Source organism: Acidovorax sp. JHL-3 (genome assembly GCF_000526295.1).
Lineage (GTDB): Bacteria > Pseudomonadota > Gammaproteobacteria > Burkholderiales > Burkholderiaceae_C > Acidovorax > Acidovorax defluvii.
The window spans coordinates 1,751,308-1,763,619 of the sequence record NZ_JAFU01000001.1 but is presented as its reverse complement, the minus strand read 5'-3'; the positions used below and the strand labels follow the sequence as shown (position 1 = coordinate 1,763,619).

11 protein-coding genes are annotated in these 12,312 nt (G+C 66.6%); 5 read left to right on the top strand and 6 right to left on the bottom strand.

Features of this window, described 5'->3' with window-relative positions:
• Positions 1 to 111 precede the first annotated feature (111 nt).
• Complete coding sequence (locus K226_RS0108355) at positions 112 to 2,229, top strand: catalase (RefSeq protein WP_024814368.1); 2,118 nt, start codon at positions 112 to 114, stop codon at positions 2,227 to 2,229.
• A gap of 49 nt (positions 2,230 to 2,278) precedes the next feature.
• Entirely contained in the window at positions 2,279 to 2,887 is a 609-nt protein-coding gene (locus tag K226_RS0108350) for a hypothetical protein (RefSeq protein ID WP_024814367.1), read from the top strand.
• Positions 2,888 to 3,048: 161 nt separating this feature from the next.
• Here the strand turns inward: K226_RS0108350 and K226_RS0108345 are convergent, their stop codons facing one another.
• Positions 3,049 to 4,032 carry a Bug family tripartite tricarboxylate transporter substrate binding protein gene (locus K226_RS0108345; protein WP_024814366.1) on the bottom strand — a complete coding sequence of 328 codons (984 nt, stop codon included), beginning with the start codon at positions 4,030 to 4,032 and terminating at the stop codon, positions 3,049 to 3,051.
• Positions 4,033 to 4,267: 235 nt separating this feature from the next.
• Complete coding sequence (argH, locus tag K226_RS0108340) at positions 4,268 to 5,746, bottom strand: argininosuccinate lyase (protein ID WP_024814365.1); 1,479 nt, start codon at positions 5,744 to 5,746, stop codon at positions 4,268 to 4,270.
• A gap of 51 nt (positions 5,747 to 5,797) precedes the next feature.
• On the opposite strand from argH, the gene K226_RS0108335 reads away from it, so the two are divergent.
• Together K226_RS0108335 and K226_RS0108330 are read left to right on the top strand one after the other, a co-directional pair.
• Positions 5,798 to 6,961: a sensor histidine kinase gene (locus K226_RS0108335; protein WP_024814364.1), complete on the top strand. Its 1,164-nt coding sequence runs from the start codon at positions 5,798 to 5,800 to the stop codon at positions 6,959 to 6,961.
• A complete protein-coding gene (locus tag K226_RS0108330; protein WP_024814363.1) occupies positions 6,942 to 7,709 on the top strand; it encodes a LytTR family DNA-binding domain-containing protein in 768 nt (255 codons plus the stop codon). Before K226_RS0108335 ends, K226_RS0108330 begins: the two co-directional genes overlap by 20 nt.
• Positions 7,710 to 7,940: 231 nt before the next feature.
• Here K226_RS0108330 and K226_RS0108325 read toward each other — a convergent pair whose 3' ends face one another.
• On the bottom strand, positions 7,941 to 8,837 hold the full coding sequence (locus tag K226_RS0108325; protein WP_024814362.1) for a ZIP family metal transporter: 897 nt from the start codon (positions 8,835 to 8,837) through the stop codon (positions 7,941 to 7,943).
• Between the two features lie 125 nt (positions 8,838 to 8,962).
• Complete coding sequence (locus tag K226_RS0108320; RefSeq protein WP_024814361.1) at positions 8,963 to 9,859, bottom strand: dienelactone hydrolase family protein; 897 nt, start codon at positions 9,857 to 9,859, stop codon at positions 8,963 to 8,965.
• A 353-nt stretch (positions 9,860 to 10,212) separates the two neighbouring features.
• Here K226_RS0108320 and K226_RS0108315 point away from each other — a divergent pair, with 353 nt between their 5' ends.
• Entirely contained in the window at positions 10,213 to 11,103 is an 891-nt protein-coding gene (locus tag K226_RS0108315) for an NAD-dependent epimerase/dehydratase family protein (RefSeq protein ID WP_024814360.1), read from the top strand.
• 67 nt (positions 11,104 to 11,170) lie between these two features.
• On the opposite strand, the gene K226_RS0108310 is transcribed toward K226_RS0108315, so the two are convergent.
• Positions 11,171 to 11,671: a flavodoxin family protein gene (locus tag K226_RS0108310; RefSeq protein ID WP_024814359.1), complete on the bottom strand. Its 501-nt coding sequence runs from the start codon at positions 11,669 to 11,671 to the stop codon at positions 11,171 to 11,173.
• Positions 11,672 to 11,678: 7 nt separating this feature from the next.
• Positions 11,679 to 12,311, bottom strand: a complete 633-nt coding sequence (locus K226_RS0108305; protein WP_024814358.1) for a glutathione S-transferase family protein — start codon at positions 12,309 to 12,311, stop codon at positions 11,679 to 11,681.
• Position 12,312: the final 1 nt, after the last annotated feature.

The following is a 12,312-nucleotide window of genomic DNA, read 5'->3' as shown; positions in this document are numbered from 1 at the left end:
TAAACGGCGACGACGGATCCATGGGGCGGCGTCCTACGCCACATGGCTTTGCCCGGCACAAAGATAAGCGCCTGTCCAAAACCCTTGTCCCGCACCCCCACAGGAGCACCCATGGCACGACCCCCTACCCCGCGCAGCGCAGCGACCAAATCGCCCGCAGCCAAACCGTCTTCCACCCAGGCCGACAGCCACCGCGGCAACGCAGGCGAGTTGCAGCAGCAGGCCAAGGGCACCCACCCGGTGCTGACCACGCAGCTGGGCATCCCGGTCGCCGACAACCAGAACTCGCTGCGCGCCGCGCCGCGCGGCCCTACGCTGCTCGAAGACTTCGTCCTGCGCGAGAAGATCACGCACTTTGACCACGAGCGCATCCCCGAGCGCATCGTGCATGCGCGCGGCTCGGCGGCGCACGGCTTTTTTGAGCTGACGCATTCGCTCAAGCAATACACCACCGCCAAGGTGCTGACCGAAGTGGGCGTGCAAACGCCCGTGTTCACGCGCTTTTCCACCGTGGCCGGTGGCGCGGGCTCGGTGGACACGCCGCGTGACGTGCGTGGCTTTGCCGTGAAGTTCTACACGCCCGAAGGCAACTGGGACCTGGTGGGCAACAACATCCCCGTGTTCTTTATTCAGGACGCGATGAAGTTCCCCGACCTGGTGCACGCCGTGAAGATGGAGCCCGACCGGGGCTTTCCGCAAGCCGCCAGCGCACACGACACGTTCTGGGATTTCGTCTCGCTGACGCCCGAAACCCTGCACACGGTGATGTGGGCCATGAGCGATCGCACCCTGCCGCGCAGCCTGCGCATGATGGAAGGCTTTGGCGTGCACAGCTTTCGCCTGCTGAACGCGGCGGGCGAAAGCACGTTTGTGAAGTTCCACTGGCGCCCCAAGCTGGGCATCCAGTCCACCGTGTGGGACGAGGCCGTCAAGCTGCAATCGGCCGACAACGACTTTCACCGCCGCGACCTGTTCGAGTCCATCGAGGCGGGCGACTTCCCCGAGTGGGAGCTGTCGGTGCAGCTCTTTACCGATGAGGATGCGCAAGACTTTCCGTTCGACCACCTCGACCCGACCAAGCTCATCCCCGAAGAGCTGATCCCGCTGCAACCTGTTGGCCGCATGGTGCTCAACCGCTGGCCCGACAACTTTTTTGCCGAGACCGAGCAGGTGGCCTTTTGCCCCGCCAACGTGCCCCCAGGCATCGATTTCAGCAACGACCCGCTGCTGCAGGGCCGGCTGTTCTCGTACCTCGACACCCAGCTTTCGCGCCTGGGCGGGCCCAACTTTGCGCAGATCCCCATCAACGCACCCAAGTGCCCCTTCCACAACAACCAGCGCGATGGCCACATGCAGATGCAGGTGCCCAAGGGCCGCGTGAACTACGAGCCCAGCAGCCTGCAGGCCGACAGCCCGCGCGCATCGCAGGCCCAGGGCTTTCGTCACTTTGCCCAGGCCGATGATGGTGTGAAAGGCCGCGTGCGCGCCGAGAGTTTTGCCGACCATTACAGCCAGGCGCGCATGTTTTACCGCAGCCAGAGTCCGCTGGAGCAGGCCCACCTGGCGTCGGCCACGGTGTTCGAGCTGTCCAAGGTGGGCACGCCCCATGTGCGGGAGGCCGTGGTGGGCCACCTGCAGCATGTGGATGCCGAACTGGCCCAGCGCGTGGCCGACGGCCTGGGCATGCAGGCCCTGCCGCCTGCGCCGCCGACGGTGGAGCCCGTGCAAGACCTGCCGCTGTCGCCCGCGCTGCGCATCATCGACCGCATGAAACCCACGCTGCAGGGGCGCTGCGTCGGCATCCTGGTGGCCGATGGGTCCAACGGCACCTCGGTGGCCAACCTTCGCAAGGCGCTGGAAAAGGCCGGCGCCACGGTGAAGATCGTGGCGCCCAAGGTGGGCGGTGCGGTGCTGAAAGACGGCACCCTGCTGCCCGCCGACGGCCAGCTCGCTGGAACGCCTTCCGTGGTTTTTGACGCCGTGGCCTCGGTGCTGTCGCCCGACATGGGCGCCGTGCTGGCCAAGGAGGCCGCGGCCGTGGACTGGTTCCGCGATGCCTTTGGTCACCTCAAGGCCATTGCCGCCTGCAAGGGCACACAGGCCATCCTGCAGGCCGGTGGCATCGAGCCCGATGCGGGCGTGCTGGACCCGGCCGATGTGCAAGGTTTCATCGCCGCCGCCCAGACCCGCCAATGGGACCGCGAGCCCAAGTTGCGCACGCTGGCGTAAGCAAGCTGCAACCGTTCAACACCTCACCACAGCAACCCAAGGAGATCCCATGTCCAAAGCACGCTATGACAGCCAGCAACTCAACGATCTGGTCATCCAGATGATGGAAACCGAGCTCGGTGGCGAGCAGGTGTACCGCACCGCCATCGCCTGCGCCATCAACCCCGACCTGAAAAAAGAGTGGGAAGAGTATCTGGAGGAGACGCTCACCCACCAGAAGGTCGTACGCGGTTTGTGCGACACGCTGGGCTTGAGCCCCGACACGCAAACGCCCACACGCCAGGTGGTCAAGCACATTGGCGAATCGTTGGTGAAGGCCATGCAGATGGCCCAGAAGGGCGCAGACCCGGCGGCGGCCCAGCTGGTGGCTGCCGAATGCGTGGTGCACGCCGAAACCAAGGACCACGCCAACTGGGAGCTGCTGGGCAAGGTGGCTGAAGCGGCCACCGGCGACCTGGGCAAGGCCCTGAAAGCCGCGCACGAGGCGGTCGAAAAGCAGGAAGACCACCACCTCTACCACACCAAGGGCTGGAGCCGCGAGCTGGCGATCGAGGCGCTGGGCATGCCCGCCGTGCTGCCGCCGCCAGAAGAAGTGAAAAAGGTGGAAACCGCCATTGGCGCATCGCGCGCCGAGCAGCAGCGCGAGGCCATGCTGTAACGCCAGGGCACATGTCCGCTGTTGTGCACGCCGGTATGCCCGCTGCCATGGCGGCGGGCATACGCTATAACAATAATAGCTGCTAGCGCTTATCCATCAAGCGCTAGCAGCTATTTTTACGTGAATTTTCGAACCTCGGGCTGCCCCCCGCCCTGGCAGGCTTACTGCGGCACAAACCCGCTGGTCTTAATGATGCGGCGCCAGGCTTCGGTGTAGGCGTGCTCACGCGTGGCCAGTTGCTGCGGTGTCATGAAGCCTACGGTGAGGCCCATGGCGGTGAGGTGGTGGCGCACCTCGGGCTCGGCCACCACCTTGGCCAGCGCCACCGAGAACTGGGTGATGAATTTTTGCGAGGTGCCGGCCGGGGCATAGAAGCCGTAATACGGCAGGTCTTCAAACCCCTTGAGACCCAGCTCGTCGAACGTGGGCACCTGGGGCATGGCCGCCTGGCGCTTGGTACCCAGCACCGCCACCACGCGCAGCTTGCCGGCCTTGTGGTTTTCCATGAAGTCCTGCACCGAGCCCACGCCCGCACTGATCTGGTTGCCCAGCATGTCGGCCATCATGGGCGCAGCGCCTCGGTAGGGAGCCGACACCAGATCGAGCTGGAATTTTTCGCCCACCACCTTCACCAAAAACTCGGGGGTGGACGCAGGCGCCGGAATGCCCACGGCGCCCTTGCCACCGCCCTGCGTGCGCACCCACTGCACATAGTCGCCAAAGCCCGTGGCCGGGGTGCCGCCCGACACGGCAAAGGCATTCACAAAGGTGGCAAAGCCGCCCACGGGCACAAAGTCGTGGTCGGGCTGGTAGCCGGGGTTCTTCACCACCAGCGGCAAGATGGAGATGGTGTGGTCGTGTGTGAGAAACACCGTGGTGCCGTCGGGCGGCGATGCCTTGAGCACCTGTGCGGCAATCTGCCCACCGGCACCGGGCCGGTTTTCGACCACCACCGCCACGCCCAGCGCGTCCTTGAGGCGCTCGGACAGCGTGCGCGCAATGGCGTCGGTACCACCGCCGGGCGGAAAACCCACCAGGATGCGCAGGGGTTTGGGCTGGGCCATGGCGGCAGACACGGCCAGGCCGGCTGCCAGAACGGCCATGCCGCGCAAGGCGCGCGAAACAACGGTGCGGCGCAAAGACATATCCAACTCCTCAAAGGAACAACCGGGTGGGGAACACAGGAACAAGGCAGAAAGAACGCGGCCACCAGACCACTCATCGGCATATCGGCGTATCGGGTGGCGGTGTGGCCAACGGCAGCACGAGCTGCGTTGCGCCGCACGGTCCGCACGCATCAGGGATACCCAATGCTACTAAAAACAGAGCTGCTAGCGCAATACCATCAAGCGCCAGAGCCCTATTTCACATATAACCGCGTCACACCGCCAGCCGTGCCTGATGGCGTGCAATCTGCGCACGCACCTGCGCGGGCGCCGTGCCGCCCAGCGTGTTGCGCGCGTTGAGCGAGCCGCGCAGGCTAAGGCACTCGTACACGTCTTTTTCGATCTGCGGGTGAAAGCCCTGCAGCACCGCCAGGGGCAGCTCCGACAGGTCACAGGCGTGCGTGGTGGCGGCTTTCACGGCGTGGGCCACGGTTTCGTGCGCATCGCGAAACGGCAAGCCCTTCTTGACCAGGTAGTCGGCCAGGTCGGTGGCGGTGGCATAGCCGCGCAGTGCCGCCTGCTCCATGGCGGGCGCGTTGACGGTGATGCCGCCTTCTTTTTTGCCCGTGGCAGGGTTGAGCTGGCCGCCCACCATTTCGGCAAAGATGCGCAGCGTGTCCTTGAGCGTGTCCACGGTGTCAAACAGCGGCTCCTTGTCTTCCTGGTTGTCCTTGTTGTAGGCCAGGGGCTGGCCCTTCATCAGGGTGATCAGGCCCATGAGGTGGCCGACCACGCGGCCGGTCTTGCCGCGGGCAAGCTCAGGCACGTCGGGGTTCTTCTTCTGCGGCATGATCGACGAGCCCGTGGTGAAGCGGTCGGCGATCTTGATGAAACCGAAGTTCTGGCTCATCCAGATGATGAGTTCTTCAGAGAGGCGGCTGACATGCACCATGCACAGGCTGGCAGCGGCGGTGAATTCGATGGCAAAGTCGCGGTCACTCACGGCGTCCAGGCTGTTCTGGCACACCACGGGGTGGCCGCTGGCGTCCACCATGCCCAGCATTTTGGCCACGCGCTCGCGGTCCAGCGGGTAGGTGGTGCCGGCGAGCGCCGCTGACCCGAGCGGCAGCACGTTGGTGCGGCGGCGCACATCGGCCATGCGCTCGGCATCGCGCTTGAACATCTCCACATACGCCAGCATGTGGTGGCCAAAGCTCACGGGCTGGGCGACTTGCAGGTGGGTGAAGCCGGGCAGGATCACCTCGACGTTCTGCGCCGCCACATCGACCAGCGCCACCTGCAGCTCCTTGAGCAGGTCGCCAATCAAATCAATTTCGCCGCGCAGCCACAGGCGCACGTCGGTGGCCACCTGGTCGTTGCGGCTGCGGCCGGTGTGCAGGCGCTTGCCGGCGTCGCCTACCAGCTGGGTCAGGCGTGCCTCGATGTTCAGGTGCACGTCTTCCAGATCCAGCTTCCACTCGAAGGCGCCCGATTCGATCTCGGCCGTGATCTGCGCCATGCCGCGCTGGATGGAGGCGTGGTCGGAGGCAGAGATGATGCCCTGCGCAGCCAGCATGTCGGCGTGCGCCAGGCTGCCCGCAATGTCGGCCTGCCACAGGCGCTTGTCAAAAAACACGCTGGAGGTGTAGCGCTTGACCAGGTCGCTCATGGGCTCGGAAAACAGTGCGGACCATGCCTGCGCCTTGGTGTCGAGCTGGTTGTGGGAGGGGGTCGTGGCTTGGCTGGTGGGCATGGCAGGGCAATAATCGGGTGGAACTGACACCCGGAACACCCGGATGCCTCAATGCAAAACAAGCAAATTTTATCGACCCAGCCCCTGGAGCTGGAAACGGCGCCCGCAAGGCCCCGCCCACGCGCTCCCGTGCAGCGGGCGCTGGTGTTCGATGCCTGCCATGTGGGCGTGGTGCTGCGCGCCGTGCTGTTTGTGGAAATCGTGCTGGGCGTGGGCGCCATGTATGGCGCCAGCACGCTGCTGGAGTGGCTTGCGCGCGTGTCGCTGCTGACCGGGGGCGCCCTGCCCGCCACGCTGGTCTGGCTGATTGCCGCCTGCAGCCTCAAGACCCTGCTGCAGCGCCTGGGCACCAACGGCCAGTTTGCGGCCGGCGTGGTGCTGGGCACCCTGGCGGGGCTGTATGCCTGCGCCATGCTGAGCCTGGTGGGCGTGGCAGAGCAGCCGCCCTGGCTGGCCAGCGCGGCCAGCGGCGCCTTGCTGTCGGCCGCCCTGGTGGCGGCGCTGGTGCTGCGCGCACGCGGGCGCACCCCGGCGGCCACCGCCGCGCGCCTGACCGAGCTGCAGTCGCGCATTCGGCCGCACTTTCTGTTCAACACCCTCAACAGCGCCATTGCCCTGGTGCGCGAAGAGCCTGCCAAGGCCGAATCGCTGCTCGAAGACCTGAGCGACCTGTTCCGCCACGCGCTGGTGGAGCAGGGCGAAGCCGTCACGCTGGCCGAAGAGATCACGCTGGCGCGCCGCTACCTGGCCATCGAAGAAGTGCGCTTTGGCAAGCGCCTGCAGGTGCAATGGAATCTGGACCCGCGCACCAACAACGCCCGCCTGCCCCCGCTGCTGCTGCAGCCGCTGGTGGAAAACGCCGTCAAGCACGGCGTGGAGCCCAGCGCCCGCGGCGGCAAGCTGCGCGTGCTGACCGAGCTGCGCGGCAGCCGCGTGGTGGTGCGCATCACCAACACCTTGCCCTCCAAGGAAGGCAAAAACGGCCAGGGCGATGAGCCCGCCACCAAGGGCCACGGCATTGCGCTGGCCAACGTGCGTGCCCGGCTGGCGCTGCTGCATGATGTGCAGGGCGAGTTCAGCGCGGGTGTGCAGGATGGCCTGTACCAGGTGCGCATCACCCTGCCGGCCCCCGCCGCGCCCAGGCCCGCCGCCCCTGCGCACGCATCCCGAACCCCGACCCGCGCCGCTCCAGCCCATGAACATCCTCATCGTTGACGACGAAGCCCTGGCCCGCAGCCGACTGCGCACCTTGCTGGGCGATTGCCAGGACACCGTGCGCACCACGGTGGCCGAAGCCGCCAACACGGGCGAGGCCCTGGCGCAGCTCACCCCCACGGGCGGGCGGGCCTTCGACCTGGTGCTGCTGGACATCCACATGCCCGGCCAGGATGGCCTGTGCCTGGCCCACGCCGTGCAGGCCCTGCCCCACCCGCCCGCCGTGGTGTTTGTGACCGCCCATGCCGACCATGCCGTGAGCGCCTTTGAACTCGACGCCGTGGACTACCTCACCAAGCCCGTGCGGCGCGAGCGCCTGTTGCAGGCCCTGACCAAGGCCCAGCGCAGCCACCGCCAGGGCGCGCCCATCGGCCACACCGGCACCCACCATGCCAACGGTGCTGCCGACGGCGAAACCCTGGTCATCCAGGACCGCGGACGCACCGAGCGCCTGCCCCTGGCCGAGGTGCTGTATTTCAAGGCCGAGCAGAAGTACGTGACCGTGCGCACCGCCACGCGCAGCTACATCATGGACGGCTCACTGAGCGAGCTGGAAGCCAAGTTCGCCCCGCGCTTTTTGCGCATCCACCGCAACGCCCTGGTGGCGCGCCGCGCCGTGCGCGCACTCGAAAAGCACTACGACCCCGACGAAGGCGAAGGCTGGGCCGTGCGCCTGCAGGGGCTGACCGAGCTGCTGATGGTGTCGCGCCGGCAGGTGGCGGCAGTGCGCGAGGAGCTGGCGGGATAGGAAGCCCCCTGATTGGCTGAGCGCCTTCCCCCCAGGGGGACGCCGCCCGTGCGGCGCGGCGGCCCTTGCACGGCGGCTACAGGTTGGGCCGCGTCCAATTCATAGGTTGTCTCAATCCATTGGCCTCATACAGATTTGCCTTGAACCGGATAACCAGGCGGGGAGCTGCACCCAGTGCTGCGGCACGACAAGGCGACCCAACGACGTCATGCGGTGGAAGGCAACCCCGTATCAGTGGACGTGCGCGGCGCCGCTCACCAGCATCACAAGGCCCATGCCCACCAGGAGCCAGACGATCTGGGCCATGGTCTCGCGCGCCGAGAGGCGCTTTTGCAGTTGCGGAATCAGATCGGCCAGGGCCACATAGACAAAGCTGCTGGAGGCCACGGCCAGAAAGTACGGCAGCCAGTCGTGCAGCTGCCCCACCAGAAAATACCCCACCAGCCCACCCAGCGCCGTCACGGCCCCGGCCAGCGAGACCTTGACCAGCGCCATGCGCCGGTTCGGGCTGGTCTGGCGCAGCACCACCAGGTCGCCCATGTGGTGAGGCACCTCGTGGGCCAGCACGGAAAACGCGGCAATCACCCCCAGCCGCAGGTCGGCCATGAAGGCCGAGGCAATCAGGATGCCGTCGCCAAAGCAATGCACGCTGTCGCCGGTCAGCACCGCCCAGCCACCGGCCTTGGGGCCATGGTGGTGAGCGTGGTCATGGTCATGAGCGGCGGCGTGGTCGTGTCCATGTGTATGTCCATGTGGATGTGCGCGCCCCTGCTGCACTTGCGCAGCGTGGTCATGCCCGGTCGCGCCGTGCCCCGCGGCGGATGGCAGCCCGTGGCTGTGTTCGTGGCCGTGGTGCCAGAGCTCGGCCTTGTCGAGCAAAAAGAAAAACACCAGGCCCACCAGCAGCGTGGCAAACAGGTCGTGGGCATCGACATGGCTTTCAAACGCCTCGGGCAACAGGTGCATAAAGGCGGTGGCCAGCAGGGCGCCTGCCGCCAGGCTGAGCAGGCGCTGCGGCCCCACACTGGCGCCGCCCCCCTTGAGCCCCACCCCCATCAGCAGCGCTGCCAGCCAGACGCTGCCGATACCCGCAGCCAGGGTGGCCAGAATGATTGCTATTAAAGTCATAGCTATATGCGCTTGTTAGATATGCCTTAGCGGCATGTTTTAATAAAAATGCGGTGCACACGGCCCCAAAAAACGAAGCCGCCCCCGCGGTGGCCGGGGCGGCTTTTGCGTGGGGTGCGGCCGTTTCAGACCACGCCGTGCGCCTTGAACCAGGCCAGGGCGCGTTTCCAGCCGTCTTCAGCCGCTTCCTTGCGGTAGCTGGCGCGGTAGTCGGCATGAAAGGCGTGCGGCGCGTCAGGGTACACCACGAACTGTGACGCCTTGGCTGCGGCCGTGCCCTGGCCCAGGGCAGTTTTCATCTTATCAATCGTGTCAAGAGGGATGCCGGTGTCTTTTTCGCCATAAAGGCCCAGCACGGGCGCCTTGAGGATGGGCGCCAACTCCACAGGGTGTTTGGGCGTCAGGTTGCTCGCCTGCCCCACCAGGCGGCCATACCAGGCCACGCCCGCCTTGACCGGGCCGTGCGCGGCATAAAGCCAGGTGATGCGGCCGCCCCAGCAAAAGCCCGTGATGCCCACACGGGCCGGGTCGCCGCCATGGGCTGCGGCCCACTGCACGGCACCATCGAGGTCGGCCATCACCTGCGCGTCGGGCACCTTGGAGACCACCTCGGCCATGAGCTTGGCCATCTCGCCATACATCGCCGGGTCGCCCTGGCGCGCATACAGTTCGGGCGCAATGGCCAGATACCCAGCCTTGGCAAAGCGCCGGCAGGTGTCGGCAATGTATTCGTGCACGCCAAAGATTTCCTGGATGACCAGCACCACCGGCAGGCCGGTCTTGCCCGCAGGCGCCGCGCGGTAGGCGGGCACCTGGAAGCCGCCCACGGTGAAGCTGACCTCGCCCGCATCCAGCCCGTCGGCCGGGGTGGCAATGGCCGTTTGCGCCATCAGCGGCGCCGCCGCTGCCGCGTAACCCAGGCCCATGGCCACCTGCAAGGCGGTGCGCCGGGTGGCACCGGCCTCGGTGGCGCGACCGGGGAGCAAGGCGTTGACATCGGATCGGGCATCGTCATGCAGCATGGCGCATCTCCTGTAAATGCAAGCGTTGAAGAAAATCGAGGCAGCAGCCCAAAGGCTGGCGGACTTGGAAAGCATCAACTGCCCATGGGCCTGAGCGGCGGCCCAAGGGGCACCGTCTTGTGGCCCCGTGGCCGACTGGAGGCTTGGGGCTGGGGCTGCCAATCCGGCAAAAACTGACCGGGCCAATTTTCAGTGATCGGCGCTCCCCGTGCGACAGCCCCTGCAGCAACTCAGGCATCCGCCCCTTGCATTGGCATGGCCGGGCGCGCTCTGGGTGCAAGGGGGGCATCGCCCGGCACACAATCCCAAATCCGTCTATCGTCCAAAGCCACGCAGATTTCAGGCGCTACACCATGCACATCCTTCTCACCGGCTCCACCGGCTTCATTGGCAATACCCTGCAAACGGCACTGCAACGCGCGGGCCACACCGTGCACGGCGGTGTTTCGCCGCGCAGCCGCACACTGCTACCCGGCCAAGTGCCCATGGACTTTGCCCATGACACCACGGCCGCCGCCTGGCGCCCGCGCCTGGCGGGCATCGACGCCGTGGTCAACGCCGTGGGCGTGCTGCGCGACACGCGCGCGCGCCCCATCGACGCCGTGCACCGCGACACCCCCATCGCCCTGTTCGACGCCTGCGCCCAGGCTGGCGTGCAGCGCGTGGTGCACATATCGGCGCTGGGCATTGACGGCAGCAACACGCGCTATGCCCAGACCAAACGGGCCGCCGAGGCGCACCTGCAAACGCTGGCAACCCAGGCAAAGCTGCGCCCGGCCATCCTGCGCCCCAGCGTGGTGTATGGCAAAGGCGGCGACAGCAGCGCGCTGTTCATGAACCTGGCGCGCCTGCCCTTGGCGCTGTTCCCCGGGCCCATGCTCACGGCGCGCGTGCAGCCGGTGTCGGTGCACGACCTGGCCGCCGCCGTGGTGGCATTGCTGGGCCCGGCGCTGGAGCACACCGGCACCATCGACTGCACCGGCCCCGAGGCGCTGACCATGGGCGCCTTCATCGCCAGCCTGCGCCAGCAACTGGGCCACAGCCCCGCCACCGTGCTGCGCCTGCCGCAGCCGCTGACCACCTTGAGCGCGCGCCTGGGCGACGCCGTGCCCCAATCGCCCTGGTGCAGCGAAACCCTGGCCATGCTGGGCAGCGACAACGTGGGCAACCCGGCCGTCTTTGAGCAATTGCTGGGCAGAAAAGGCGTGCACTACAGCCAGCTGGTGGCCACGGCCTGGCGCTGAGTTTTTAGGAAAAATTGGCCTCAAACGCTTGTCATATAAGCGCCATAAGCTATTAATACAATAGCAACTAAAACACCCCCAGCACCAGCCCCGCCGCCAGTGCCTCGCCCAGCGCCCGGCAGCGCTCCAGGTCTTCATTGCCAATCTGCTTGGGCGCCAGGATGGCCTCGGGCGTCTGCGCGTGGGTGCACACGATCAGCGGCTCGGCCACGGGCTTGAGGCGCCAGCCAGTGGCGATGCGCACAATCTGCCGCGCCGCATTGCTGCCGTCACTGCCCGCGCACACCAGGCTGGCATACGGGCGGCCATTGACCTGGTCGAGCACCCCGTAATAACTGCGGTCAAAAAAGTCTTTCAACTGCCCGCTCATCGCCGCCAGGTTTTCGGGCGTGGCAAACACATAGCCATCTGCCGCCAGCACATCCTGCGGCCCGGCCTGCGCGGCGTGCAGCAGGCGCACCGCGCAGGCCGCCTCCCCCGCCGCCCCGGCGCGCGCCGCCTCGGCCATCTGCCGCGTGCCACCCGTGAGCGAGTGGTAAACGATCAGCAGCGTTTTGGCAGAGCTCATGAGGAGATCAAAGAGCCATCGATGGCCGGCCCGCCATGGCCGCGCGCCAGCGCAGCAGGTGCGGGTGCTGCTCGCCCGGCTTTTGTTTGACCACACGCGCAAAGTCCACCGCCACCACCGCCGTTATGTCGGCCACGCTGAAGCGGTCGGCGGCAATAAAGTCGTGGTCCGCCAGGCGCTCGTTCAGCAGGGTAAAAAACTGCGCCACCCGCGCCAGCCCGCGCTCGGCCAGCGCCGGGATTTGCGGGTAGTCCACCGCGCCCGGCAGCGCCCGGTTGGCCATGGCCGGCGCGCTGTTGCGCAGCGCCTCGGCAATCGCCAGCAGGCCTTCAAACTCCATGCGCCAGTTCCAGCTGGCGATTTCGGCTTTTTCCTCGGGGGTTTCGCCCAGCAGCGGTGGGCTGGGGTAGCGCGCTTCCAGGTAGGCAGCAATGGCCGCGTTGTCGGTCAGCAGCAAGCCCTCTTGCGTGCGCAAGGCGGGCACCGTGCACTGCGGGTTGATGCGCCGATAAGCATCGCCCAGTTGCTCGCCACTGCGCAGGTCCACCTGCACGGTGTCGTGGGCAAGGCCCTTTTCGGCCAGAAAAATGCGGGCGCGGCGCGGGCTGGGCGCCGTGGCGCAGTCATACAAAGTGATCATT